The following is a 25465-nucleotide window of genomic DNA, read 5'->3' on the forward strand; positions in this document are numbered from 1 at the left end:
TCCGGATCAATCATCAACGGGGGCGGAAACACGATGGCGAAGCGGCGACGGTACGTACGCGGAGGCGCGGCGGCGGGAGCGGCGGCACTGCTGCTCACCGGGTGCGGCGGTGACGGAGGCGGCGGTGACGGAGGCGGCGCGCGGGCCGCGTCGCTCAACCTGAAGCAGGTCGAGTCGGTCCTGCCGGACGCGGCGGCCGTACCGGGCTGGCGGACCCAGCTGGAGCCGGGGGCCCTGAAGCCGGACCCGGAGTTCCCGCCCGCGATGTGCCGTGTCACCGACAAGAAGAAGGCGGAAGAGGTCTGCCTGGGCGCCACCTCCTGGGGTGGCTCCGCCTACGCCCGGACCTCCGACAAGACCTCGCTGAACTTCTGGGTGCTCGCCTACGAGGACGAGAAGGCCGCCGGCACCGCGTACGACGCCCTGGCGAAGTGGTACGGCGGCGACCGGGTGGGGGTGGGCGCGCGGAAGGTGGACCTCGGCGGCCTCGGCGACCAGCGCCTGGCGAACCGCGCCGACATGGGCACCCTGGGCGGTCCGGCGACGATCGCGCAGCTACGGGTCGGTACGGCCGTGCTCGGCATCAGCACGGGCACCACCGGCGAGGACGAGACCTCCGACCGCGATCTCACGCGTTCAGCGGCATGTTCGCGAAGCGCGCGCATCAGGCGCAGGACGGCGGAAAACCCTCGGCAAAGCTTCCCTCACCGTAGGCACACACGGGGCGCACGTACCGCACACGCGGAGCGCATGATCGGCATGTACCACCGTCGGCCAACCGGCGATTCTCCCGGGCGGTCCTCGTTACAGTGAAGAACATGAGTTCTCCCCTCCGGTTCGACCGCGCGCACACCGACGACCTGATGTCCTTCCTGGCGGCCAGCCCGTCCCCGTACCACGCCGTGGCCAACGCCGCGGCCCGGCTGGAGAAGGCCGGCTTCCGCCAGGTCGAGGAAACCGCGGCCTGGGACGCTTCCACCGGGGGGAAGTACGTCCTGCGCGGCGGGGCGATCGTCGCCTGGTACGTGCCGGAGGGCGCGGGTGCGCACACCCCGTTCCGGATCGCCGGGGCGCACACCGACTCCCCGAACCTGCGGGTGAAGCCGCTGCCCGACACGGGCGCGTACGGCTGGCGGCAGGTCGCGGTGGAGGTCTACGGGGGGCCGCTGCTCAACACCTGGCTGGACCGCGATCTGGGCCTCGCCGGGCGGATCTCGCTCAAGGACGGCACCCACCGGCTGGTGAACATCGACCGGGCGCTGCTGCGCGTGCCGCAGCTGGCCGTGCACCTGGACCGCTCGGTGAACACGGAGGGCCTCAAGCTCGACCGCCAGAAGCACATGCAGCCGATCTGGGGACTCGGCGATGTCGCGGAGGGCGACCTGATCGGCTTCGTCGCCGGGGAGGCCGGTGTCGACGCCGCGGACGTGACCGGCTGGGACCTGATGCCGCACGCCGTCGAGCCGCCGTCGTACCTGGGCCGGGACCGGGAGCTGGTGGCCGGGCCGCGGATGGACAACCTGCTCTCCGTGCACGCCGCGACCGCCGCGCTGGCCGCCGTCGCCGGGCAGCCGGACGAGGAGATCCCGTACATCCCGGTGCTGGCGGCCTTCGACCACGAGGAGAACGGTTCGCAGTCCGACACGGGCGCGGACGGGCCGCTGCTGGGCACGGTCATGGAGCGTTCCGTGTTCGCCCGCGGCGGTTCGTACGAGGACCGCGCCAGGGCCTTCGCCGGGACCGTCTGCCTCTCCTCCGACACCGGCCACTCCGTGCACCCCAACTACGGCGAGCGGCACGACCCGACGCACCACCCGGTGGCCAACGGCGGGCCGATCCTCAAGGTCAACGTCAATATGCGCTACGCGACCGACGGCGGCGGCCGGGCCGTGTTCGCGGCCGCGTGCGAGAAGGCCGGCGTGCCCTGGCAGACCTTCGTCTCCAACAACTCGATGCCCTGCGGCACCACGATCGGACCGATCACCGCGGCCCGGCACGGCATCCAGACCGTCGATGTCGGTGTCGCCATCCTCTCCATGCACAGCGCCCGTGAACTGTGCGGCGCCGACGACCCGTATCTGCTGGCGAACGCGCTGGCGGCGTTCCTGGCGGGCTGACCGCCACACGTCCGACGCCCGGGGCGCCGGGGACACCCGGCAGCCGGGTGTCCCCGACGCCCCGGCGTCTCCTCGACGGCTCCCCGGGACATGGTCGCCGCCCGGCCGGGTACCCGGTCGTGACGGCCCGGAGTGACCGGGCCGTCAAGGAGGCGGAATCACATGGGACTCGGAGGATGCGTCCTTCTCATCGGCGCCGGGGCGGTACTCGCCTTCGCCACCGACTGGGAAATGGACACCGTCAACGTCGACCTGGTCGGCTGGATCATGATGATCGTCGGCCTCGTCGGGGTCTTCGTCCACATGAGCGTCGCGCGCCGCCGCCGCATGGTCGTGCCGCCCACCACCATCGTGTCCGAGGACGACCGCCGCTATCAGTGACCGGTCCGGGCGGAACGTCCGTCCGCGACCGGGTGCGACCCCTTCGTCGGCACCGGGGCTCCCCGATATTCTGAGCACCGTTCCACGCCCCGACCGAGGGTGCGTCCTGCCCGGAAGGGAAGCCGTTCGTGGAGTTCCGGCTGCTCGGCACCGTCTCCGTCGACACGCTCACCGGGCCGCTGCCGCTCGGCCCCGCCAAACGGCGCAGTCTGCTCGCCGCACTGCTCCTTTCCGCCAACACACCGGTGTCCATCGGCCGGCTGACGGACTCCCTCTGGGACGACACCCCTCCGCTCCGGGCCCGCAGCGTCATCCAGGGACATGTGTCCCGGCTGCGCGCCCTCCTGATGGGCGCGGACGCGGTGGCGTACGGGGTGGAACTGGTCACGCTCGGCGACGCGTATGTGCTGCGGATACCGGAGACCCTGCTGGACTCCCAGCGGTTCGAGGAACTGCTGATGCTGGCGCGGGAGCAGCGCAGCCCCGCCGACTCCGTACTGATGCTGAAGGAGGCCCTGTCCCTGTGGCAGGGCCCGGCGCTGACCGGGGCCTTCACCGGAGCCCCGCTCCGGGCCGCCGCGCACTCGCTGGAGGAGTCGCGGCTGGCGACGGTCGAGCAGCTGGCACGGTCCTACTCGGCGCTGGGGGAGCACAACCGCGCCGCGGCCGTGCTGGGCGCGGAGGCCGTCACCCACCCGATGCGGGAGTCACTGGCGGCGGCGCTGATGATGGCGCTGTACCGGGCAGGGCGTCAGTCGGAGGCGCTGGACCGGTTCCACCGCACGAGGCGGCTGCTCGCCGACGAGCTGGGGATCGATCCCGGACATGAACTCGCCGACGCCTACGCGCTGATCCTGCGCGGCGACCCCGGCCCCGAGGGCCCCGCCACGAGCACCACCACCGCGGGCACCGCTCCGGCCGGTGCCGCGCAACCGGTACCCGCCGCGCGTCCGGCGCCGGACCGGCGCAACGGTACGGAGACGACGCGGGAGGCCGACACCACCGCCGCTCCTTCCGCCCCTTTCGCCCTTTCCGTTCCAGAGGCGCCCGCGCTCCCCGTTCCCCCGGCCGCGCCCACCCCCGTACCGCCCCGGCCCCTCCCCGCCCTGCTGTCCGTCACCGGCGAGGCGCACCCCGCCGATCTGCTGCCCCGCGCACCCCGCGGCTTCCACGGGCGGGTCACCGAACTGGCCGCCCTCACCCGCGCGGCGGCGGGCGAGGCGCCCGTCTGCCTGGTCACCGGCCCGGCGGGGGTGGGCAAGACCGCGCTGGCCCTCCAATGGGCCCACCGCAGCCCCGCCGCCTTCCCCGACGGGCGGCTCTTCGCCGACCTGCGCGGGTTCAGCGACACCGGCGAGCCCGCGCTGATCGAGGTGCTGCGCGAGTTCCTGCTGGCCCTCGGCGTCGCACCGCGCAGAGTCCCCGAATCCGTGCCCGCCGCGGCCGCGCTCTTCCGTACCCTGACCGACCGGCGCCGGCTGCTCGTGATCCTCGACAACGCCCGCGACTCCGCCACGGTCAGGCACCTGCTCCCGGGCGGCACCGACTGCGTCACGCTGGTCACCAGCCGCCACCGGCTGGAGGGCCTCATCGCCTCGGACGCGGCCCGCCCCGTACCCCTCGACACACTCGAACCGCACGACGGCACGGCCCTGCTCGCCGGGGTGCTCGGTGAGGAGAGGGTCCTGGCCGAACCGGTCGCCGCCCGCCGGCTCGCCGAACTCTGCGGCGGCCTGCCGCTCGCGCTGCGCGTCACCGCGGCCCGGCTGGCCGGACGCCCGCAGTCGACCCTCGCCGGACTGGCCGACGAACTGGCCGACGAGCGCGGCCGACTGTCGTACCTCGATGTGGACGACATCGGCGTCTCGGCCGCACTGCGGCTGACCGTGCAGCATCTGCCGCCGGACTGCGTGCGTCAGCTGGCCCGGCTCGGCCACCACCCCGGCAGCCACTTCGACCCGTACGCGGCCGCCGCGCTCGCGGAGACCGATCCGGTCACCGCCGCGGCGGCGCTGGAGCGGCTCGCGGCGGCCCATCTCGTCACCGAGAGGGCGCCCGGACGCTGGGTGATCCACGACCTCGTACGCCTCTACGCCCGCGGGCTCGACCCCGCCTCCGCGCCGCGGGCCCTCCTCGGTGTCCTGGACCACTACATCGCCACCGCGCTGGCCGCCGCCGACACCGCCGAACCCGGCGGGGAGCCCTGCTTCGTCCTGCCGGACGACTACCACCGCCCCTCCGCCGTCCGGGACTTCAGCGGCCGGCAGGCGGCGATGCGGTGGCTGGCCACCGAGCGCGACGATCTGACGCTGGCGGCCGTCGCGGCCCGTAACGCCGGCCTCGACGACCGGGCCTGGCGGATCGTCCTGCTCCAGTGGCCGCAGATCGTGTGGCGGGTACGGGACAGCTGGGCCCCGATGCTGGAACTCGCGCTGGACGCCGCCCGTGCCCAGAAGGACCCGTACGCCGAATCACGGGTGATCACCCTGCTCGGGTGGGTGCTGACGGAGGAGGGCAGGACCGCCGAGGCCGTCGCCCTGCTGGAGCGCTCACCGGCCCTCGCCCGGCAGGCCGGTGACCGGCTCGGCGAGGCGACCGCGCTGATCAACCTGTCCGTCGTCCAGGCCGAACAGGGCGGGTTCGACGCGGCGCTGGAGGGCTGCGCACGGGCGGTCGGGCTGGCCCGCGAGGCGCGGGACCGGCACACCGAGATGCTCGGCCTCCAGCACCTCGCCCGGATGCAGCTCACCGCGAACCGGCCCGCCGACGCCCTCGAATCCGCCCGGACCGCGCTCGAACTGGGGCCGGAGGACGAGGAGGCGGCCCGGCGGGTGCTGTTGCTGACCGTCGGCGGAGAGGCACATCTGGCGCTCGGCGAGGAGGGCGACGGAATCGGTCTGCTGGACCGGGCGGCCACGGAAGCGGAACTCGCCGGATACGACGAGGGCGCGGTACGGGCACTGGCGGCACTGCTGCGGGTGACGGCGCGGACGGAGTACCGCAGAAGGCACGAACAGGCCTTGCGGAGGCTCGCGGACGAGGGGTGAGCGCGCGCCGCACCCAGCGCGCCGCACCCAGCGGGCCGCACCCAGCGGGCCGTGCCGACGGCTCCTCGGCCGCCGGCCCCGCCCCCGCCGCGGGCTCAGCCCTGCGCGTCCATCCCCGCAAGTACCAGCGGCAGCCGGGCCGCCCCTTCCGCGGTCACGCGGACGGGGACGCCCCAGTCCTGTTGGTGGACGTGGCAGGCCGGGTACTCGTTGAGCGGGTCGTCGTCGCACGACGCCGCCATCGCGGAGACATGCAGAACACCTTCGGTGAACCCGTCCGCCAGCACCAGATCACGGCCCAGGTCGGTGCCGGGCCCGGCACCCTCCGCCAGCAGCTCCGGCGGGGTCGCGGAGACCAGCAGCCGGGTCGAGGGCCCGTACCGGGTGTCCAGCTTCTGCCCGGCGGGCGCCTGGAAGACCACGTCGAGCCGGAGTGTGCCGGGGGCGACCTCGGTGGCCGCGCGCCGGGTGCGGTGCGCCCGGTCCGCGACGCGTACGGCCTCCTCGGGCAGCCGCAGCCGGGTCAGCCGGTGCCGGGCGGACTCGACGACGACCAGGTCGCCGTCGACCAGCACGGCGTCGCTCGGCTCCCGCAGATCGGTGGCCAGTGTGGTGACCTCGCCGCTCGCGGGGTCGTAACGCCGCAGGGCGTGGTTGTAGGTGTCGCAGACGGCGACGGACCCGTCGGGCAGCGCGGTCACACCCAGCGGATGCTGGAGCAGCGCCCGGGCGGCGGCGCCGTCGCGGTGGCCGAAGTCGAAGAGCCCGGATCCGACGGCCGTGTGCACATGTCCGTCCCGGTCGATCCAGCGCAGCGCGGACGTCTCCGCGTCGGCGATCCACAGCCGCTCCCCGTCGGCCGAGGCGGCGAGCCCGGACGGCTGGGCGAACCACGCCTCGTCGGCGGGCCCGTCGACCAGGCCCTCGTTCGTCGTCCCGGCCGCGCCCCGTACGGTCGCGCTCTCCGGGTCGTACGTCCACAGCTGGTGCACACCCGCCATGGCGATCCACAGCCGGCCGGCGAACCACGCGATGTCCCACGGCGAGGACAGGTCCACCTCACACGCCGGGCCGCTGGTGGGCGAGCCCTGCCACCACTGGCGGCCGGTACCGGCGAGGGTGCTCGTGACGCCCGTCGACGGATCGAGGACACGGATCGCGTGGTTGACGGTGTCCGCGACGGCGATCCGCCCGTCGGGGAGCATGGCGAGGCCCTGCGGTTCGCTGAACCTGACGTCGGCCGGCCCCCCGTCCGCCAGACCCCGGCCGCCGCCGCCGCCGAAGTGCCCGCGCACGCTCTCGCCGTCCGCGTCCAGCTCGACCAGCCGGTGCCGCGTCGTGTCGGAGACCAGGAAGCCACCGTCCGGGAGCACCAGTGCCTTGCCCGGGAAGCGCAGATACGTGGCGACGGGCTCGGGCGCGACGTACGGGCCGTCACCGCGCCGCAGCGTCCCCTTCGCGGAGTGCTCGGCCTCCAGCTCCTGGACGAGCTTCTCGATGGCGTGGGCATGGCCCTCGCCCGCGTGCTGGGCGACCACATAACCCTCGGGGTCGATGACGACCAGGGTCGGCCAGGCGCGTACGGCGTACTGCTTCCAGGTGGCCAGCTCGGGGTCGTCGAGGACCGGGTGATGGACCTCGTAGCGCTCGACGGCGTCGACCACGGCCCGGTGCTCGGCCTCGTGCACGAACTTCGGCGAGTGGACACCGATGATCACCACGGTGTCGCGGTGCTTCTCCTCCAGCTCGCGCAGCTCGTCGAGGACATGCAGACAGTTGACACAGCAGAACGTCCAGAAATCCAGGATGACGATGCGTCCCCGCAGATCGGCGAGGGTGTACTGCCGGTCGCCTGTATTGAGCCAGCCGCCCCTGCCGATGAGCTCGGGGGCGCGGACGCGTGCACGTGTACCCATGCCACAAGTCAACATCACGCCAACCTGCGCGCATTCCGCCGGGGCGCGGGAGAACCTGTGGCTCATGAGACTTCTCGTACGTGAGCGGCTGTTCGCTGTCGGTGACGACTACTGGATCGAGGACACCGAGGGGCGCAAGGTCTTCCTCGTCGACGGCAAGGCCCTGCGGGTGCGCGACACCTTCGAGCTGAAGGACCGCGACGGCCGGGTACTCGTCGAACTGCGGCAGAAGCTGGTCAGTCTGCGCGACACGATGGTCATCGAGCGCGGGGGCGAGGAACTGGCCAGGGTCAGGCGCAAGCGGCTCTCGCTGCTGCGCAACCACTACCGGGTGACGCTGGTGGACGGCACGGAGCTGGATGTCAGCGGCAGGATCCTGGACCGCGAGTTCGCCATCGACTACGACGGGGAGCTGCTGGCACAGATCTCCCGGCGCCTGCTGACGATCCGGGACACGTACGGCATCGATGTCGTGCGCGAGGAGGCCGACGCCGCGCTGCTCATCGCCGTGTCGATGTGCGTGATCGTGCTCGCGGACAAGGAGCGTGAGGGACGCGAGGAGTGAGGCGGCGGGGCCGGGAGGGGGAAGCCGGGCCCGGATGCGCCGCGTGGCCCGGCACCCGCCCTTCGGTGGGTCGGTTTCACGTGAAACCGACCCACCGAAGGGCGTAGCCGCACCTCAGCGCGCCGGGGCCACGTCCTGCGGCGTGTCCAGTCCCAGCCGGCGGTCCTTCAGCGCGGGGAACTGCTCCCGCGTGGTGGCGGCCTTCGCCGGGTCGAACTCCACGCTCAGCACCTCCTCGCCCGCGCCCGCCTCGGCCAGGATCTCGCCCCACGGGTCGATGGCGATGCTGTGCCCGGCCTGCTCGACCCCGCCGTTGGTGCCCGCGGTGCCGACGGCCAGGACGTACGCCTGGTTCTCGACGGCGCGGGCCTGCGTGAGGAGTGTCCAGTGGGCCCGGCGGCGCTCCGGCCAGCCCGCGGCGACGATCAGCGTCTCGGCGCCCGCGTCCACGAGCCCGCGGTACAGCTCCGGGAAGCGGAGGTCGTAGCAGGTGGTGAGGCCGAGCGTGGTCTGCGGGAGTACGGCCGTGACCAGCTCCTCGCCCGCGCCCATCATGACCGCCTCGCCCTTGTCGAAGCCGAAGCGGTGGATCTTGCGGTACACGGCACGGCGTTCGCCCTCGGGCGAGAAGACGAGCGAGGTGTTGTAGAGGGTCCCGTCCACGGCCCGCTCGACGAACGAGCCCGCGTGCAGCCAGACCTCCGCCTCGGCGGCAGCAGCGGCCATCACGTCATGGGTGGGACCCTGGAGGGGTTCGGCCTCGGCGGCGAAGTCCGTGTACGCGAACGCGCCGACCGGCCAGAGCTCGGGAAGGACCACCAGATCCGCGCCGCGCTGGGCCACGACCAGCGAAACCGCGCGTTTCCGACGGAAATTGACTGATTCGTCCGGGTCTACTGCGATCTGGATGAGAGAGGCGCGCACACTACCACCGTCCTGGCATTCGAGCCGTCAACGCGGGCCTACGATCGTCACACCAAAGCACTGCCGGGGTGCCTGCTCGCAGCGTAACTTAGCCAACGAACCTCCCACGCAGCTCGCAGACAGCGCCGTCAGTGCCAGCCCGCCCGCCAGTACGCCCTGCTCTCCCAGCCCATGCACCGCAGAACCGCACGAGGGGTCCCGTGACCGTCCATCCCAGCCTCCAGACCTACGCCGACGCCGCGACCCACTCCCTCGAAGCGATAGCCGAGCTGGTGAAGCCACTCGTCGAGGGGGAGTGGAACCGCCGTACACCCTGCCCCGCCTGGTCGGTCCGTGACATCGTGTCGCACATCATCGGCATGGAGTGCGAGATGCTCGGCGACCCGCGCCCCATCCACACACTGCCGCGCGACCTCTACCACATACAGAGTGACTTCGCCCGCTACATGGAGATGCAGGTCGACGTACGGCGCCACCACACCGCGCCCGAGATGACCTCCGAGCTGGAGTACACGCTCATCCGCCGCGCCCGCCAGCTGCGCAACGAGAACCGCTCCCCCGACACGATGGTCCGGGCGCCTCTCGGTGCGGAGCAGACCCTCGAAGTGGCCCTGCACATGCGGGCCGTCGATCTCTGGGTGCACGAGCAGGACCTGCGCGTCACGCTGGGCGTCCCGGGCAATCTCGACTCCGCCGGCGCCCACATCGTCCGGGACACCCTGCTCCAGGGGCTCCCCAAGGTGGTTGCCAAGGACGCGGGCGCTCCGGCCAATTCGGCGGTCGTACTCGATGTGCACGGGCCGCTGGAGTTCCTGCGAACGGTCCGGGTCGACGCGGACGGCCGCGGTTCGATCGACGGCGCGCCGTCGCTCGGCCCCGCGGTGACGCTCGCGATGGACTGGGAGACGTACTACCGCCTGGCCTGCGGCCGGGTCCGGGCGACAGCGGTCCCCGACCGCATCAAGATCGAGGGCGACCAGGAGCTGGCCGCGGCGATCCTGCACAACTTCGCCGTCATGCCGTAGTTCCCGACCGCGGTCCCCCTGTGCGGGAACCCGCACACGGTGTACCGATCGGCGGCGCCCGTCCCGGAGAACGAGAGACGGGCGCGCCGCCGGTTCACCGATCGCCCCGCACGCGCGCCGATCGCCCCGCACACGCCGTGCCCACTCCACGCGCCGCAGGCACGCCGATCGCGCGCCGCACTACGCGGGTACGTGGACCGCTTCGACCCGGCTGACCACATGGTGGTCGCGTTCCCTGAGCGTCGCCCTGACATGCAGCCGCAGGATCTGTACGACGCCGAGCGCCTCCAGGACGAACACCGAGGCGAACGCGACGCGGTAGTTGTCGCCGGTCGCGTCCAGCAGCACACCGACCGCGAACAGCGTGGTCATCGACGCGATGAAACCACCCATGTTGACGATCCCCGACGCGGTGCCCTGACGCTCCGGAGGATTCGCGGGCCGGGCGAAGTCGAAACCGATCATCGAGGCGGGACCGCAGGCTCCGAGCACCGTGCACAGGACGATCAGCAGCCACATCGGCGCTTGGTCGCCGGGGTGGAAGATCGTCGCGGCCCAGAGCAGGGCCGTCAGCCCCACCGTGCCCAGCGCGAGCGGCGCGCGAGCGGCATGGTGCCGGGCGATGATCTGCCCGTAGACGAGCCCGACCACCATGTTGGAGAGCACCACCAGGGTGAGCAGTTCACCGGCGGTCCCCCGGCTCAGCCCCTGCGCCTCCACCAGGAACGGCATCCCCCACAGCAGCAGGAACACCATGGCCGGGAACTGCGTGGTGAAGTGCACCCACATGCCGAGCCGGGTGCCGGGCTCCCGCCACGCGGCGGCGATCTGCTTGCGGACGTACACGGACCCGGCGTGCTCGACGGGCGGCGGTTCATGCCCCTCGGGGTGGTCCTTGAGGAACAGCAGCAGCAACACCAGCACCACCACCCCCGCGACCGCGCTCCCGGCGAACGTCGTGGTCCAGCCGAGGCCGTGCAGCGCGCGGGCGATGAAGAGGGTCGAGACGAGGTTGCCCGCCATCCCGAAGAGCGCCGCGACCTGACCGATCAGCGGCCCGCGCCGGGCCGGGAACCAGCGGCTGCCGAGCCGCAGCACGCTGATGAACGTCATCGCGTCGCCGCAGCCGAGCAGAGCCCGCGAGGCGAGCGCCGTTCCGTAGGAGGGGGAGAGTGCGAAACCCAGCTGCCCGACCGTGAACAGGACGGCCCCGATGGCGAGGACCTTCTTGGTGCCGAGCCGGTCGACCATCAGGCCGACGGGTATCTGCATGCCCGCGTAGACGAGCAGTTGAAGGATGGAGAACGTCGACAGTGCCGAGGCGTTGACGCCGAACCGGTCGGCGGCATCGAGCCCGGCGACCCCCAGGCTCGTGCGGAAGACGATGGCGACGAAGTAGACGGCGACCCCGATGCCCCACACCCAGGCGGCACGCCGGCCGCCGGGCGGATCACCGGGCAGGGACAGGGTGGGAGCGGCCGCGGAGCTCACCGGTCCTCACCCCTGACCAGCACCTTGACCCGGCTGACATGGCGCCGCACGACCTGCGCGGCACCGTCCGCGTCACCGGCCCGGATGGCTTCCAGCAGCTCACCGTGCTCGGTGATGTTGGCGGCGATCCTGCCGGGGTGGGCCTCCATCACCGCGACGCCCATCCGCAACTGCCGGTCGCGCAGCTGGTCGTAGAGCCGCGAAAGGATCTCGTTGCCCGCGTTCCGCACGATCTCGGCGTGGAAACAGCGGTCCTTCACCGAAACGGCGGCCAGGTCCCCGGCCTCCGCCAGCTGTCGCTGCTCCTCCAGGAGCTGTTCGAGGCGGATGATCAGCTGCGCCGAGGCCGGCACGGCCCGGCGCACGGCGAACTCCTCGACGAGCAGCCGGGTCTCCACCACATCCGCGATCTCCTGCGCGGAGACGGCGAGCACCAGGGCGCCCTTCTTCGGATAGAGCTTGATCAGCCCCTCCACCTCCAGCCGCAGCAGCGCCTCGCGCACGGGCGTGCGGGAGACCCCCACGGCCTCCGCGAGATCACCTTCGGTGAGGAGCGTCCCGCCCTCGTAGCGACGGCCGAGGACCGCCTCCTTGATGTGGGTGTAGACGCGTTCGGCGGCGGGCGGCTGCTTGAGGGACGTCTTGGGCGGCTGTACGGGGGTGAGAGGCGCGGCAGGCATGCACACAGCATAGATACAACATGCACGCATGTGGCCGCGGCGTCCGGAATCTGGACGACCGCGTCAAACCTCGGGGCCGCTCCCCGTAGGGATGAACATTCCTGGATCCGGTGGCCCAATCGATTTGCTCCGCTTTGCGTTCCGTCATGGAGGTGGTTCACATGACCACGGCGGACAGGTCAGGGACGACGGGGCGGCCGGCCGTACGGCACGACGCGATCGACATCAACGACTTCGTGTACGGGGCGACCGGGGCCCGGATCAGGCGGCTGACGATGCCGGACGGGAAGCACTGGTTCCCGGCGGTGGACGTGTGCGGACAGCTCGGCTACGCGAACTCCAGGAAGGCGCTGAGCGACCACGTCCCCGAGAGAAGCCGAGACTTTCTCGAGACTGTAACTGGGCGATACAGTCTCAGCGTTCCCGCAGGTAGAGAGTGGCGCCGAGACCTGCAACTCATCGATCTCCAGGGTCTGATCCTGCTGGTCAGCGGCAGCACGAAACCGTCCTGCCGCCCCTTCAAACAATGGGTCGCCGACGTCATCGCCACCGTCCAGGAGGACGGGTCCTACAGCCTCGGCGGACCTCCGGCCGCCCCGGAGGCCGCCGGGGCCGCACCTTGGGCGGCCCCCGGCGTACCGGACCGGGTCGCCGACGTGATCGTGCGCCTGGAGGAGCGGAACATCCGCCTCGACGAACAGTTCGCAGCCGCACAGCACGAGAGTCTTGCCACCCAGCGGGAGACCCTTCTCGCACAGCGCGCGACGGCGCACGCCCTGGAACGCATTGCCGATCGCCTCGACACTCTGTTCGCCTCGCCCGCCACCACGATCCCGGCCCAGGCCGGCGCACCGCAGCCGGCCCGACCCACCGCCCAGGCCGTTCTGGACGGCTGGAAGTCACGGATGTCCGTGACCGAGGACGTTTGGTCGGTGGCTGTCACCATCGCTCCCGTACTGGCTGCCGAAGGCGAGCTGCATCAGTCACTGGAGTCCCTCGCGGACCGCACGGGACTCAGTACGCACCGGGTGAACGAGTGCCTCCGGTTCATGCGCCGGCACGCCTGCATCCGTTCCCTCGGCGGCACGGCGGACGGTTCGCCGCACTACGCCCTGAACCACCCATGACGGCACCCGCGAGCCGACGGGACGAACCAGCCGGGACCCGGTGAAAAAACCATCCGTTCGAGAGCACATCCATTGCTCCGCCCCAGGAGTCTCACCACCGAGCGGCACCCTTATGTGGCCGCAATTCAGGGGCATTTGGAGCGTTCAGTTGAATATCGGCATCAAGCGCATCAATCGCGCGACCGCCACGGCCACCGTGGCCCTCACCGCGGGCGCCGTTCTCGCGGGCAGTGCCTTCGCCACCCAGGCACAGGCAGCAGCACCGCCGAAGCCGACGATCACCGCCAAGGGCGGCTTCGTGATGAACAACGGCAGCGGCAAGACCCTCTTCACCAAGTCCGCGGACACCCGCCGCTCCACCGGCTCCACCACCAAGATCATGACGGCCCTGGTGGTGCTGTCGCAGAAGAACGTGAACCTGAAGTCCAAGGTCACGATCCAGAAGGCGTACAGCGACTACATCGTCTCCAAGAACGCCTCGTCCGCCCGGCTGATCGTCGGCGACAAGGTCACCGTGGGCCAGCTCCTCTACGGCCTGATGCTCCCCTCCGGCTGCGACGCCGCGTACGCCCTCGCCGACAAGTACGGCTCCGGCAAGACCCGCGCGGCCCGTGTGAAGTCGTTCATCGGCAAGATGAACTCCACGGCCAAGAGCCTCAAGCTGAAGAACACCCACTTCGACTCGTTCGACGGCATAGGGGGTGGGAACAACTACTCGACCCCCCGCGACCTGACGAAGATCGCCAGCAAGGCGATGAAGAACTCCACGTTCCGCACCATCGTCAAGACGAAGTCGACGAAGCAGAAGGTGACCACGAAGAGCGGTGGCTACCGCTACATGTCGTGGGGCAACACCAACACCCTGCTCGGCAGCTACAGCGGCGCGATCGGCGTGAAGACCGGCTCCGGCCCGACGGCCAAGTACTGCCTGGTCTTCGCCGCGACCCGCAAGGGCAAGACCGTCATCGGCACCGTGCTCACCTCGCCCTCCGCGGCGAAGCGCACCGCCGACGCGAAGAAGCTCATGGACTACGGCTTCAAAAAGTAGCCCGTTCGTCCCGCGGCACCCCGACGGGGGTGCGGTCACCGTGAGGGTGGCCGCACCCCCGTCCGCGTACCCCGGCCCCGCGCCCGTCCGCGTACCGCCGTTTCCGCGCGCACGCCTGCGGCCGCGCGACAATCTGCCGATGACTTCCTCCTCGCGCGGCCGGGACCGCGTACAGCGACTGGACGCCGACCGCATGGCCGAAGCCGTGCACGCCGGCACCGGGATACGGCTCACCGTGGAGGGCCCCTGCCCCGGCGGGCAGGTGGGAGCCGCGTACGTGCGATGGCCGGACGGCCACCGGTCCGTACTCAAGTGGCGCGCCCACACGGAACTCGCCGCACTCCGGGCCGGCCCGCTCGCGGTCAGCGAAACCCTGCGGGCGGACGGCTTCCCCGCCCCGGCCACCGAGCTGGCCGTCCAGGCCGGGCACGCGGTCGTCACCGTCCAGGAACTCCTCCCCGGCACACCGGTCGAGCGCCTGGACCGCGAGGGCCTGGACCAGGCACTGGCCCTCAACGAGTCACTGGCCGGCCGGCTGGCCCACCGCACCGACATCCCGGCCCTCGCCCTGCATCTGCGCGAGGACGGCCCCGGGTACTGCCTGCACGGACCGCTGCGCGACCACAGCCCCCGTACCGCCGCCCTCGAACGCCGGATCGCCGCCATCGGCGCCGCCCATCCGGACCGGCTCGACGGCACCGACGCGGTCCATCTGGACTTCCACCCCGGCAACATGCTGGCCGTGGACGGAAGGATCACCGGGATCATCGACTGGGACGGAGCGGCCCGCGGGGACCGCAGATTCGACCTCGTCACCCTGCGCTTCGGCCTCTTTCACGGGGAACAGACCGAACCGGACACCGTGGCCAGGCTGGACGCCGTGCTCGACACGGTCCCACCGGACGTCCTGCTGCCCTCCTGGGCCCATATGAGCCTGCGCATGACCGACTGGGCCATCCGGCACTTCGCTCCGGCCGAGGTGGATCAATGGCTGGACCTGGCGGAGCGGCGGCTGCCGTAGGCGGTGTGCGGCTCGGAGGTACGGGGCCGGGGTACGGGGGCCTGCTCGCGCCCTGCGTGTGGCGGGCGCTCCGGCCCGAACTACGGCTGCCGACGCACGTCCGCCGTGAAGGCGTCCCACGCGGCGGGGGTGACGGTGAGGACGGGGCCGGCCGGGCGCTTGGAGTCGCGGACGGCGACGGCACGGGGAATGTTGCGGGCCACCTCGACGCACTCGCCATTGCCGCTGCTGTAGCTGGACTTGACGAACTCGAAGTGTGGCACGACTACAACTCCTTGCGAATACGCCCTATCAGAGCGATGGAATCGCGGGGAGCGAGTCCGCTTCTGGCGATACGGCCGAACGTGACGTTGTGGCGCGCCGCATCCGACTCGCTCTCCAGCCACAGCGTAGACGACGTGGTGTCCATGTAGACCACGTCCATCGCACCGGGTTCAGCGAATGACACGATGCTAAAAGCGCTGGTCATGCCTGGGTGCGAGCCCGCGAGGAAGGGGACAACCTGCACCGTGACATTTGGCTCGGTGGCAGCCTCCGCCAGACTTGCCAGTTGAGCACGCATCACCTCGCGGCCACCGACCAGCTGCCGCAAGGATCCTTCGGCGACGATCGCCCACAGCGCGAGAGGACTGCCGTCCGTGAGACGCGCTTGGCGTGCGATCTTGGCTTCGACGAAGCGCTCGATCTCGTCCGGGTCTTCCCAGTCCGCGTTGCCGACGGCGAGCGCCCTGGCGTAATCCGGCGTCTGGAGCAGTCCCGGCACGAAAGCCCCTTGCCAGGTCCTGACGCCCGTTGCGATGTCTTCGAGCGCAACGTACTCAACCAGCGAACGCAGCTCCGGATACTGGTTCCACCAGCCTTTCGCCTTACGGCGTTCCCGATCTACCCGCGCCACTTCCAGCAGGCGGCTGACGAGTTGCACGTCCTCAGAACCGTAGAACTCACAGAGGGTCCGGATGTCCGGATCCCTCATCGGAACCCACCCCTGCTCCATCTTCACGATCTTCGAGTTGGTCGCGCTGATGACCTGGGCGGCCTGTTGCTGCGTCTTCCCTGACGCGTCTCTCAGGCGTAGCAGCTCACTACCGAGCCTGCGCCCCAGGACAGTTGACAACCGATTGCCTTGCCGAGTCGCTCGATTCACCGCCCCAGTTTGGACTCCCGCAGCACAGGCCGTCGACAACCATCCCCCGTTGGAGACAATTGTCTCCGTTTCACTTGCCCCCAAGCTGCCAGAATCGCTACGTTCGGCACACAGCCGCTCGCACAGCGGAATCAGTCGGCGGAAGTGCACCGCCCTGCCCTGCGCCGGAACCGCGCCGGACCCGAACCGGCCCCGGCCCACCGCAGGCGCGGCACCGCCACCGCCCGCACCACCCACGGAGGCACGCGTCCATGACCGCAGCCCAGGAGATCACCGCCCCCGAGCCCGTCCTCCGCGAGGACCGGGCCGACTACACCCCCACCGCGCGCAGCGTCTCGCTCAGCCGGCACCGCACCGCTCGGCTCGTGCTTCAGTGGGGTCACCCGGAGCTGGCCGGTGACGCGGCTCTCCTGGTCAGTGAGTTGGCGACCAACGCCCTGCTGCACGGGGTCATGCGGGGCGCCTCTTCCGCGTGCGGCTCACCCTCACCGCGACCGTGCTCCGTATCGCGGTCAGCGATCCGCGCGGCGAACGGCTGCCCGGTCTGCGGGAGGCCGATGCCGACGACTGCTACGGCCGCGGCCTCCAGATCGTCGCGCGGCTCGCGGACAACTGGGGCGTCGAACCACGCGCCATCGGCAAGACCGTGTTCGCCGAACTCACCGTGCGGTGACTGCCGGACATGCCGGTGGGCCCGCGCGGAACAACGCGCGGGCCCACCGGAAACACGTACCGCAGAAGGGCGTTACGCCCAGGTGATCAGCCGCTTCGGCTGCTCCAGGATCGCGGCGACGTCCGCCAGGACCTTGGAGCCCAGCTCGCCGTCGACCAGGCGGTGGTCGAACGACAGTGCCAGCGTGGTGACCTGACGGGGCTTCACCTTGCCCTTGTGGACCCACGGCTGGAGCTTGATCGAACCGACCGCCAGGATCGCGGACTCGCCGGGGTTGAGGATCGGCGTGCCCGTGTCGACGCCGAAGACACCGACGTTCGTGATCGTCACCGTGCCGCCCGCCATCGCGGCCGGGGAGGTCTTGCCCTCGCGGGCCGTGGTGACCAGCTCGCCCAGTGCCGCGGCGAGCTGGGGCAGGGTCTTGTCGTGCGCGTCCTTGATGTTCGGCACGATCAGACCGCGCGGGGTGGCGGCCGCGATGCCCAGGTTCACGTAGTGCTTCTGGACGATCTCCTGGCCGGCCTCGTCCCAGGCGGCGTTGACGTCCGGGTTCCGCTTGATCGCGACCAGGAGGGCCTTGGCGATGATCAGGAGCGGGTTGACCCGGACTCCCGCCATGTCCTTGTCCTCCTTGAGCTCGGCCACGAGCTTCATGGTCCGCGTGACGTCGACCGTGACGAACTCGGTGACGTGCGGCGCCGTGAACGCGCTGCCCACCATGGCCTGCGCGATGGCCTTGCGGACGCCCTTGACCGGGATACGGGTCTCCCGGACGGTCGCGGAAGGCTGCGCGGCCGGGGCCTCGGTCCCGGTTCCGGCGGACTCCGCGGTGACGGACACGGCGGCAGCGGGGACCTCGGCGACCGGCGTGGCCGCCGCGTGGACGTCCTCGCGGGTGATGATGCCGTCCTTGCCGGTCGGGGTGACCGTCGCCAGGTCGATGCCCAGGTCCTTGGCCAGCTTGCGGACCGGCGGCTTCGCGAGCGGCCGGTTCCCCGGGACGGCGGGCGCGGGCGCGCCGTGCCCGTTCAGCTCGGCCTGCACCGCCGCCGCGACGGCGGCGGCCTCCGGAGCCGCGGCAGCACCCTTGCGCGGCCTGCGCTTGGTGGAGGACTCGGCCACGCCGTAGCCGACCAGGACCGGCTGCCGGCCCTTCGGTGCCTCGTCCTCGGCCGCCGGAGCCTTCGAGGGGGCGGCAGCGGGCGCGGCAGCGGCAGGAACAGCGGCGGAAGCGGTGGCAGGAGAGGCCGCGGGAGCCGCGTCACCGCTGCCCGGTGCCACGTCCACCGAGATGATCACCTCGCCGACATCCACGGTCGTGCCCTCGGGGAAGCGCAGCTCGTGCACCACCCCGTCGAACGGGATCGGCAGTTCCACGGCCGCCTTGGCCGTCTCGACCTCGCACACGACCTGGCCGTCGGTGACCGTGTCACCGGGCTGGACATACCACTTGAGGATTTCCGCCTCGGTCAGTCCCTCGCCCACATCGGGCATCTTGAACTCACGGAAACGAGCAGACGTCTCAGTCATCGTCGTCACGTCCCTCTCCCCTTCAGTACGCCAGCGAGCGGTCGACGGCGTCGAGCACCCGGTCGAGACCCGGCAGGTACTCGTCCTCAAGACGGGCCGGCGGGTAGGGGACGTGATATCCGCCGACCCGCAGCACCGGTGCTTCGAGATGGTAGAAGCAGCGCTCGGTGATCCGCGCGGCGATCTCGGCCCCGGAGCCGTAGAAGACGGGTGCCTCGTGGACCACGACGAGCCTGCCGGTCTTCTCGACCGACGTCTGGATGGTGTCGAAGTCGATCGGGGACATCGACCGCAGGTCCAGGACCTCGACCGACTTGCCCTCCTCCTGGGCTGCCGCGGCGGCTTCCAGGCAGACCTTCACCATCGGGCCGTACGCGACGAGGGTGAGGTCGGAGCCCGTGCGGGCCACGGCGGCCCGGTGCAGCGGGCCGGGGATGGACTCGGTGTCGACCTCGCCCTTGTCCCAGTAACGCCGCTTCGGCTCGAAGAAGATGATCGGGTCGTCGCTCTGCACGGCCTGCTGCATCATCCAGTAGGCGTCGCTCGCGTTGGAAGGCGAGACCACCTTCAGGCCCGCGACATGCGCGAAGAGGGCCTCGGGAGACTCGCTGTGGTGCTCGACCGCGCCGATGCCGCCGCCGTACGGAATCCGGACGACGACCGGCAGCTTGATCTTGCCGAGCGCGCGGGCGTGCATCTTCGCGAGCTGCGTGACGATCTGGTCGTACGCGGGGAAGACGAAGCCGTCGAACTGGATCTCGACGATGGGGCGGTAGCCGCGCAGGGCCAGGCCGATCGCCGTACCGACGATGCCGGACTCGGCGAGCGGGGTGTCGATGACCCGGTCCTCGCCGAAGTCCTTCTGCAGCCCGTCGGTGATCCGGAAGACACCGCCGAGCTTTCCGACGTCCTCACCCATGATGAGGGTCTTGGGGTCGTTCTCCAGGGCGTGGCGCAGTGACTCGTTGAGCGCCTTCGCGATGGACATCTTTTCCACGGCCATGGCTAGTTGCCCTCCTCGGCAGAGTCTGCGAACGATGCCTGGTAGGCGGCGAACTGGGCGCGCTCCTCGTCGACGAGGGAGTTGCCGTCGGCATAGCCGTGCTCGAAGATCGCCATCGGGTCCGGGTCGGGCATGGCCCGTACCGCTTCGCGTACCCGCTTGCCGAGGGTCTCGCTCTCCTCGTCCAGCGCGGTGAAGAACGCCTTGTCGGCGAACTTCTGCTTCTCCAGGTACGTGCGCAGCCGCAGGATCGGGTCCTTGGCCTCCCAGGCCGCCCGCTCCTCGTCGGCCCGGTACTTCGTGGGGTCGTCGGAGGTGGTGTGGGCACCCATCCGGTAGGTGAACGCCTCGACGAGGGTGGGGCCCTCGCCGCGGCGGGCGCGCTCCAGCGCGGACCTGGTGACCGCCAGGCAGGCGAGTACGTCGTTGCCGTCGACCCGGACGCCGGGGAAGCCGTAGCCCTGGGCGCGCTGGTAGAGCGGCACGCGGGTCTGCTTCTCGGTCGGCTCGGAGATGGCCCACTGGTTGTTCTGGCAGAAGAACACCACGGGGGCGTTGTAGACCGCGGAGAAGGTGAACGACTCCGCGACGTCGCCCTGGCTGGAGGCGCCGTCACCGAAGTACGCGATCACGGCGGAGTCCGCGCCGTCCTTGGCGACGCCCATGGCGTAGCCGGTGGCGTGCAGGGTCTGCGAGCCGATGACGATCGTGTACAGGTGGAAGTTGTTGGTGCTCGGGTCCCAGCCGCCGTGGTTCACGCCGCGGAACATGCCGAGCAGATTGGTCGGGTCGACCCCGCGGCACCAGGCGACGCCGTGCTCGCGGTAGGTCGGGAAGACGTAGTCGTCGTCGCGCAGCGCCCGGCCGGAGCCGATCTGCGCGGCTTCCTGGCCCAGCAGCGAGGCCCACAGGCCCAGCTCGCCCTGACGCTGGAGGGCCGTGGCCTCCGCGTCGAAGCGGCGGGTCAGGACCATGTCCCGGTACAGACCGCGCAGCTCCTCCGCGGTCATGTCGATCGAGTAGTCCGGGTGCTCGACGCGCTCGCCCTCGGGCGTCAGCAGTTGTACGAGCTGGGGCTCGGAACTCTGCGGCGTCTTGGCGGCGCTGGTCCGCTTGCTGCTGCGTCGCGGTTTGCGCGCGGCAGTGCTCTCCACGGTCACGTGCGTGCTCCTCCGTCGGTCCGGCCCCCGGGGTCTGCCGGGAACCAGTGCGGCTCGCCTGTTTCCGGACCCGTGCACGGGGTGGGTGCCGCTCGGCCGGAAACAGGCGTGACAGGTGCCCCGGCGAGCGTCCTGTCATAGGCACGTTACCCAGTGCTTCGCATAACTGCGAAACCCTATCTGACCTGCGATTTTGCTTGGATTTCCAAGTAAATCGAAAAAATCGTGAAGCCTTGCTGGTCACAGCACTGGTAACAGCCTTGCAGGCCGCCGGAACAACGGCACGTTATCCCGGCGAAAGGCGCCAGGGAAGGGCAGCGAGGAGCTGATCCACAGCTGATCCAAAGCTGGTCCGAGGCCGGCAGGAGCGGAGCCGGGATGAATATGTGAGACTGCGTTTGTGCGCAACGATGGAAAAATCACTGTATTTCTGCTCGATGATCACGAGGTCGTCCGACGCGGAGTCCATGAACTTCTCTCCGTCGAGGAAGACATCGAGGTCGTCGGCGAGGCGGGCACGGCGGCGGACGCGCTGGTGCGGATTCCGGCCACCCGCCCCGATGTCGCGGTGCTCGACGTACGGCTGCCGGACGGCAACGGGGTGGAGGTGTGCCGGGAGGTCCGGTCCCGGGACGAGAACATCAAGTGCCTGATGCTGACGTCGTACGCCGACGACGAGGCGCTCTTCGACGCCATCATGGCGGGCGCGTCCGGCTACGTGCTGAAGGCGATCCGCGGCAACGAGCTGCTGAACGCGGTACGGGACGTGGCGGCCGGGAAGTCCCTGCTGGACCCCGCGGCGACCGCCCGCGTACTGGAGCGCCTGCGCGAGGGCAAGAACGGCAAGGGCAACGACAAGCTCGACAACCTCACCGAACAGGAACGCAAGATCCTGGACCTGATCGGCGAGGGGCTGACCAACCGGGTCATCGGCGAGCGGCTCCACCTGGCCGAGAAGACGATCAAGAACTATGTCTCCAGCCTGCTCTCCAAGCTGGGCATGGAACGCCGCTCGCAGGCCGCCGCCTATGTGGCCCGCCTGCAGGCCGAACGGCGCTGAGCGGGGCCGGTACGGCACCCGGGCGGGACCGCGCGGCCCCGCCGGGCAGGCCCAGAGCCTTCTGAGAAGTTCCGGCGGCCCCGGTGATCTGGGACTTTGGTCCCGGACCACCCGGGGCCGCCGACTCTTAACCCGGCCCACACCCGTGCCGGACAGTGGACCCATGCCCTCTGAGGAACTCCACGCGATCGAGCTGCTCGGCCGCGTCCCCTACGGCCGGCTGGCGACGAGCATGCGGGCCCTCCCCTTCCTGGCGGTGGCCCGGCACATCGTGGTCGGCGACCGCATCCTTCTGCGGATGCACAGCGGCTTCGGCTACCACGAGGCGTGCAACGGCAGCGTCGTCGCCTACGGTGCGGACAACTTCAACGCCGCCACCTCCACGGACGGCGGGAATCTCTGGTCGGTGCAGTTCACCGGCCCCGCCGAGATCGTGCATCCCCGCCCTGACCTGCGGGAACTGTTCGGCACCGCCCCCACCACGGTCAACGGCGAGCCGTTCGAACCGGCCTTCCTCAGCCTGGACCCCCACTTCGCCAGCGAGCACACTTTGGACTTCCGCGCAAGTCCGCTCATCCGCAACGCAGCGTGATCTACCATTTGGTGAGTGCCGCGCTCATATGTAACCCGCCCGCCTGTTCCTCCGGTCGGCGAGGTGCTGCGCCGCTACCCGGACGTCGGTGAGCCACTCGCCTGCGAACCGATCACCAAGGGCCTTCTCAATCACGGATACCGCGTCTCCACCACCAGCGGTTCCTATTTCCTCAAGCACCATCTGGACAAGCAGCATCTGGACGACGCCACCGGCGAACGCGCCACGATCGTGCGCCAGCACCGCGCGACCCAGCGCCTCCAGTCACTCGGCGTACCCGTGGTCCCGCCGCTCGCGGACACGGAGGGTGACACAGTCGCGGTGATCGGCGGCCGCAGCTACGCCCTCCATCCCTGGGTGGACGGTCTGCACCGGGTAGGCGCCCAGCTGACCTGTGCCGAGTCCCAACGTCTCGGGACGCTCCTCGGAGCCGTACACACCGGTCTGGAGCAGGTCATGGCCCCCGGCAGCGGCGAGGACGGCGACAGCGACGGAAGTGGTGAGGGTGACGGAAGTGGTGAGGGTGACGGGCCCAGTAGCTGTACGGCGGCCGGACAGCCGCCCCGGCCCGGTTACGGGAGTCCCGACCCGGCCGACACCTTCGCGCTGATCGACGATCTGCTGGCCGCGGCCCGCGGACAGCACCCCCGGGACACCCCGCGGGACGCCTTCGACGAACTCGCCGTACACCGGCTGGTGGAGCGGCGCACCCTGCTGGAGCGGCATGCCCACCGCCGCCCGCCCACCCCGGAGGGGCCCGCCACGGGCTGGGTGCACGGCGACTTCCATCCGCTGAACCTGCTCTACCGGGGCACCGACCCGGTCGCGATCGTCGACTGGGACCGGCTGGGAGTGCAGCCGCGCGCCGAGGAGGCGGTCCGGGCCGCGGCGATCTTCTTCGTCCGGCCGGCCGGGGAACTGGAGCTGGAGAAGGTACGGGCGTACGCCCGCGCGTACCGGACCGCCGCCGGGGCGGGCGCGGCGGAACTGGCCGCCGCGGTGCACCGGGTGTGGTGGGAGCGGCTCAACGACTTCTGGATACTGCGCTGGCGCTACCGCCTGCACGACCGCAGGGCCGACCCGCAGTTCCCTGCGGTGTCGGCCCTGGCGGTGTGGTGGACGCGCGAGTACGCGGCGGTGAGCGAGGCCTTCACGGGGTGAGGGCCACGCCGCGGGGCCCCGTGGTGTGGGGCCCACACCGTGAGGGCCCCCACGGTGTGGGGGCCCTCACGCATGCGGCATTACGGGGTCAGGCCCGTCGACGCACCGACGTTGTTGCCCGCTCCGCCGTCCTCCGAGCCTCCGTCGTCCCCGTTGCCCCCCGGGGCGCCCGGGTCCGTGGTCGGGCTGGTCGGCTGGTCGGTCGGATCGCCCGTCCCGCCCTCGTTCGTGTTCCCGTCGGAGTTGCCGCCCGTGTCCGGCGGGCTCGCGCTGTCGGACGGGGTGAACGACGGCCGGGTCGGCTTGTGCGAGGGAGTCCACTGCGGCTGGCTGGGCTGCGTCTGACCGCCCGTGGAATCGTCCGGCTCCTCGGAGGGCTCGGTCTCCTCGTCGGTCGGCTCCGGGGAGGTCTCCTCGTCGGACGGCGAGACGGAGCTGGAGGGGGCGACCGGCTTCTTCTCCTTGCCGCTGTCGTTCGCCGCCTGGACGGCGAACGCGACGCCCGCGCCGATCGCGATCAGCGCGAGCAGGACGAAGAGCAACATCTTGCCGCGACCGCCGCCGGACCGGTGCCCGCCGTCGTACGCCCCGTCGTCCGGGTTCATCGGCGGCAGGATCGGCCCCTGCGAGGTGTCCCCGTGCACCGGGTGACCCATCGCCGTCGTCGCGCCGGTCATGCCCATGGCCGGGGTGTGGCCGCCCTCGTGCATCGTGACCGGGCCGGTGTTCCACGTACCGGTGTGACCGCCCTGCACCTGGAGCATCTGCAGGCTGTACTGGACCAGGCCGCGCATCTCCTCGGCGCTCTGGAACCGGTCGTCGGGGTCCTTGGCCAGCGAGCGCATCACGAGCCCGTCCAGCTCCGGGGGCACCCCGTCCGACACCTCGGAGGGCGGCACCGGGATGTCCTGGACATGCTGGTACACCACGGAGAGCGGGGTCTCGCCGGTGAACGGGGGCCGCAGGGCGAGGAGTTCGTAGAGCAGGCAGCCGGTGGCGTACAGGTCGGAGCGGTGGTCGACCGCCTTGCCGAGCGCCTGTTCCGGCGAGAGGTACTGCGGTGTGCCCATGACCATGCCGGTCTGCGTCATCGTCGACTGCGCGCCGTGCAGCGCGCGGGCGATGCCGAAGTCCATCACCTTGACCGCGCCGGAGTGCGTGATGATCACGTTGGCGGGCTTGATGTCGCGGTGCACGATGCCGTGCTGATGCGAGTACGCGAGGGCCTCCAGCACCCCCGAGACGATGATCAGCGCCTGCTCCGAAGGCGGGGCCTCCGCACTGAGGAGCAGGTCACGAATGGTGCGGCCCTCGACCAGCTCCATCACGATGTACGGGACGGTCTGGCCGCCCACGACGTCCTCGCCGGAGTCGTACACGGCGACGATCGCATGGTGGTTGAGGCCGGCGACCGACTGTGCCTCACGGGTGAAACGTGCCTTGGAGACCGGGTCCTCGGCGAGATCGGAGCGGAGGAGTTTCACCGCGACCGTACGTCCCAGGCGGACGTCCTCCGCGGCATAGACCTCGGCCATGCCGCCCCGGCCGAGCCGGTGGGTCATCCGGTATCGCCCGTCGCCGACGACACCACCAATGCCCCAGGAGTCGGTGCCATCCGAAACTCCGCCGCCGTTTGCTTCGGAATCGGGTGCCATCAGTCCTCGCCGTCGTATCTGTCCGCGCGTCCGCGGGTTCTCACGGTGCCTAGCTGCATTGCCACGTCACGCTACAGCCTCTGCCGGACACACCTGTTCCGAGAGGGACGGGTCATCCAACCGGCCGGCGTGCCGGACAAGCAAA

General features: G+C 70.7%; 23 protein-coding genes. 13 read left to right on the forward strand and 10 right to left on the reverse strand.

The window, feature by feature from the left end:
- Positions 1-33 precede the first annotated feature (33 nt).
- The 4 genes from ACIGJO_RS10205 (at position 34) to ACIGJO_RS10220 (ending at position 5545) form a co-directional block, all read left to right on the forward strand.
- Positions 34-813, forward strand: a complete 780-nt coding sequence (locus ACIGJO_RS10205; RefSeq protein WP_399954916.1) for a hypothetical protein — start codon at positions 34-36, stop codon at positions 811-813.
- Positions 814-818: 5 nt separating this feature from the next.
- Positions 819-2117 carry a M18 family aminopeptidase gene (locus ACIGJO_RS10210; protein ID WP_399954919.1) on the forward strand — a complete coding sequence of 433 codons (1299 nt, stop codon included), beginning with the start codon at positions 819-821 and terminating at the stop codon, positions 2115-2117.
- 162 nt (positions 2118-2279) lie between these two features.
- A complete protein-coding gene (locus ACIGJO_RS10215; RefSeq protein WP_399954922.1) occupies positions 2280-2498 on the forward strand; it encodes a DUF6458 family protein in 219 nt (72 codons plus the stop codon).
- Positions 2499-2626: 128 nt separating this feature from the next.
- Positions 2627-5545, forward strand: coding sequence for a BTAD domain-containing putative transcriptional regulator (locus ACIGJO_RS10220; protein WP_399954924.1), 2919 nt, complete (start codon positions 2627-2629; stop codon positions 5543-5545).
- Between the two features lie 95 nt (positions 5546-5640).
- Here the strand turns inward: ACIGJO_RS10220 and ACIGJO_RS10225 are convergent, their stop codons facing one another.
- Positions 5641-7461 (reverse strand): thioredoxin-like domain-containing protein, encoded by a 1821-nt coding sequence (locus ACIGJO_RS10225; RefSeq protein ID WP_399954926.1) that lies wholly within the window; start codon positions 7459-7461, stop codon positions 5641-5643.
- A 64-nt stretch (positions 7462-7525) separates the two neighbouring features.
- Between ACIGJO_RS10225 and ACIGJO_RS10230 the strand changes: the two genes are divergently transcribed.
- Positions 7526-8026, forward strand: coding sequence for an LURP-one-related/scramblase family protein (locus tag ACIGJO_RS10230; protein ID WP_399954928.1), 501 nt, complete (start codon positions 7526-7528; stop codon positions 8024-8026).
- A gap of 114 nt (positions 8027-8140) precedes the next feature.
- On the opposite strand, the gene ACIGJO_RS10235 is transcribed toward ACIGJO_RS10230, so the two are convergent.
- Positions 8141-8950, reverse strand: a complete 810-nt coding sequence (locus ACIGJO_RS10235) for a carbon-nitrogen family hydrolase (RefSeq protein WP_399954930.1) — start codon at positions 8948-8950, stop codon at positions 8141-8143.
- Positions 8951-9150: 200 nt separating this feature from the next.
- On the opposite strand from ACIGJO_RS10235, the gene ACIGJO_RS10240 reads away from it, so the two are divergent.
- Positions 9151-9975: a maleylpyruvate isomerase family mycothiol-dependent enzyme gene (locus tag ACIGJO_RS10240; RefSeq protein ID WP_399954932.1), complete on the forward strand. Its 825-nt coding sequence runs from the start codon at positions 9151-9153 to the stop codon at positions 9973-9975.
- A 180-nt stretch (positions 9976-10155) separates the two neighbouring features.
- Here ACIGJO_RS10240 and ACIGJO_RS10245 read toward each other — a convergent pair whose 3' ends face one another.
- Entirely contained in the window at positions 10156-11466 is a 1311-nt protein-coding gene (locus tag ACIGJO_RS10245; RefSeq protein WP_399954934.1) for a nitrate/nitrite transporter, read from the reverse strand.
- Complete coding sequence (locus tag ACIGJO_RS10250) at positions 11463-12146, reverse strand: GntR family transcriptional regulator (RefSeq protein WP_399954937.1); 684 nt, start codon at positions 12144-12146, stop codon at positions 11463-11465. Before ACIGJO_RS10250 ends, ACIGJO_RS10245 begins: the two co-directional genes overlap by 4 nt.
- A gap of 161 nt (positions 12147-12307) precedes the next feature.
- Here ACIGJO_RS10250 and ACIGJO_RS10255 point away from each other — a divergent pair, with 161 nt between their 5' ends.
- From ACIGJO_RS10255 to ACIGJO_RS10265, 3 genes are all read left to right on the forward strand, one after another.
- Positions 12308-13273: a Bro-N domain-containing protein gene (locus ACIGJO_RS10255; protein WP_399954940.1), complete on the forward strand. Its 966-nt coding sequence runs from the start codon at positions 12308-12310 to the stop codon at positions 13271-13273.
- Positions 13274-13421: 148 nt separating this feature from the next.
- Positions 13422-14321 carry a D-alanyl-D-alanine carboxypeptidase family protein gene (locus ACIGJO_RS10260; RefSeq protein ID WP_399954943.1) on the forward strand — a complete coding sequence of 300 codons (900 nt, stop codon included), beginning with the start codon at positions 13422-13424 and terminating at the stop codon, positions 14319-14321.
- Positions 14322-14460: 139 nt separating this feature from the next.
- Complete coding sequence (locus ACIGJO_RS10265; RefSeq protein ID WP_399954946.1) at positions 14461-15342, forward strand: phosphotransferase; 882 nt, start codon at positions 14461-14463, stop codon at positions 15340-15342.
- An 80-nt stretch (positions 15343-15422) separates the two neighbouring features.
- On the opposite strand, the gene ACIGJO_RS10270 is transcribed toward ACIGJO_RS10265, so the two are convergent.
- On the reverse strand, positions 15423-15605 hold the full coding sequence (locus tag ACIGJO_RS10270) for a DUF397 domain-containing protein (RefSeq protein ID WP_399954949.1): 183 nt from the start codon (positions 15603-15605) through the stop codon (positions 15423-15425).
- A 2-nt stretch (positions 15606-15607) separates the two neighbouring features.
- Entirely contained in the window at positions 15608-16486 is an 879-nt protein-coding gene (locus ACIGJO_RS10275) for a helix-turn-helix domain-containing protein (RefSeq protein ID WP_399954952.1), read from the reverse strand.
- A gap of 472 nt (positions 16487-16958) precedes the next feature.
- On the opposite strand from ACIGJO_RS10275, the gene ACIGJO_RS10280 reads away from it, so the two are divergent.
- On the forward strand, positions 16959-17159 hold the full coding sequence (locus ACIGJO_RS10280; RefSeq protein WP_399954955.1) for an ATP-binding protein: 201 nt from the start codon (positions 16959-16961) through the stop codon (positions 17157-17159).
- A gap of 72 nt (positions 17160-17231) precedes the next feature.
- Here the strand turns inward: ACIGJO_RS10280 and ACIGJO_RS10285 are convergent, their stop codons facing one another.
- From ACIGJO_RS10285 to pdhA, 3 genes are read right to left on the reverse strand one after another with little or no spacing between them, the layout of a single operon-like run.
- Positions 17232-18698, reverse strand: a complete 1467-nt coding sequence (locus ACIGJO_RS10285; RefSeq protein WP_399954958.1) for a dihydrolipoamide acetyltransferase family protein — start codon at positions 18696-18698, stop codon at positions 17232-17234.
- 13 nt (positions 18699-18711) lie between these two features.
- Entirely contained in the window at positions 18712-19692 is a 981-nt protein-coding gene (locus ACIGJO_RS10290) for an alpha-ketoacid dehydrogenase subunit beta (protein ID WP_266922250.1), read from the reverse strand.
- A gap of 2 nt (positions 19693-19694) precedes the next feature.
- The gene (pdhA, locus tag ACIGJO_RS10295) at positions 19695-20852 is read right to left on the reverse strand and encodes a pyruvate dehydrogenase (acetyl-transferring) E1 component subunit alpha (RefSeq protein ID WP_266922249.1); all 1158 of its coding nucleotides are present in this window, start codon (positions 20850-20852) and stop codon (positions 19695-19697) included.
- Positions 20853-21252: 400 nt separating this feature from the next.
- Here pdhA and ACIGJO_RS10300 point away from each other — a divergent pair, with 400 nt between their 5' ends.
- From ACIGJO_RS10300 to ACIGJO_RS10310, 3 genes are all read left to right on the forward strand, one after another.
- Positions 21253-21912 (forward strand): response regulator, encoded by a 660-nt coding sequence (locus ACIGJO_RS10300; protein ID WP_399954963.1) that lies wholly within the window; start codon positions 21253-21255, stop codon positions 21910-21912.
- 163 nt (positions 21913-22075) lie between these two features.
- Entirely contained in the window at positions 22076-22504 is a 429-nt protein-coding gene (locus tag ACIGJO_RS10305; protein ID WP_399954966.1) for a pyridoxamine 5'-phosphate oxidase family protein, read from the forward strand.
- A gap of 63 nt (positions 22505-22567) precedes the next feature.
- On the forward strand, positions 22568-23665 hold the full coding sequence (locus tag ACIGJO_RS10310; protein ID WP_399955670.1) for a phosphotransferase: 1098 nt from the start codon (positions 22568-22570) through the stop codon (positions 23663-23665).
- 80 nt (positions 23666-23745) lie between these two features.
- Here ACIGJO_RS10310 and ACIGJO_RS10315 read toward each other — a convergent pair whose 3' ends face one another.
- Positions 23746-25320: a protein kinase gene (locus tag ACIGJO_RS10315; RefSeq protein WP_399954969.1), complete on the reverse strand. Its 1575-nt coding sequence runs from the start codon at positions 25318-25320 to the stop codon at positions 23746-23748.
- Between the last annotated feature and the right edge of the window lie 145 nt (positions 25321-25465).

It is taken from the genome of Streptomyces sp. NPDC079020 (genome assembly GCF_044542225.1).
In the GTDB taxonomy this organism is placed as follows: domain Bacteria; phylum Actinomycetota; class Actinomycetes; order Streptomycetales; family Streptomycetaceae; genus Streptomyces.

Coding starts and splice junctions, on each gene's coding strand:
- ACIGJO_RS10225 (WP_399954926.1), bottom strand. CDS start 7,461: ATGGGTACACGTGCACGCGTCCGCGCCCCCGAGCTCATCGGCAGGGGC.
- ACIGJO_RS10210 (WP_399954919.1), top strand. CDS start 819: ATGAGTTCTCCCCTCCGGTTCGACCGCGCGCACACCGACGACCTGATG.
- ACIGJO_RS10290 (WP_266922250.1), bottom strand. CDS start 19,692: ATGGCCGTGGAAAAGATGTCCATCGCGAAGGCGCTCAACGAGTCACTG.
- ACIGJO_RS10255 (WP_399954940.1), top strand. CDS start 12,308: ATGACCACGGCGGACAGGTCAGGGACGACGGGGCGGCCGGCCGTACGG.
- ACIGJO_RS10205 (WP_399954916.1), top strand. CDS start 34: ATGGCGAAGCGGCGACGGTACGTACGCGGAGGCGCGGCGGCGGGAGCG.
- ACIGJO_RS10215 (WP_399954922.1), top strand. CDS start 2,280: ATGGGACTCGGAGGATGCGTCCTTCTCATCGGCGCCGGGGCGGTACTC.
- ACIGJO_RS10250 (WP_399954937.1), bottom strand. CDS start 12,146: ATGCCTGCCGCGCCTCTCACCCCCGTACAGCCGCCCAAGACGTCCCTC.
- ACIGJO_RS10315 (WP_399954969.1), bottom strand. CDS start 25,320: ATGGCACCCGATTCCGAAGCAAACGGCGGCGGAGTTTCGGATGGCACC.
- ACIGJO_RS10265 (WP_399954946.1), top strand. CDS start 14,461: ATGACTTCCTCCTCGCGCGGCCGGGACCGCGTACAGCGACTGGACGCC.
- ACIGJO_RS10305 (WP_399954966.1), top strand. CDS start 22,076: ATGCCCTCTGAGGAACTCCACGCGATCGAGCTGCTCGGCCGCGTCCCC.
- ACIGJO_RS10230 (WP_399954928.1), top strand. CDS start 7,526: ATGAGACTTCTCGTACGTGAGCGGCTGTTCGCTGTCGGTGACGACTAC.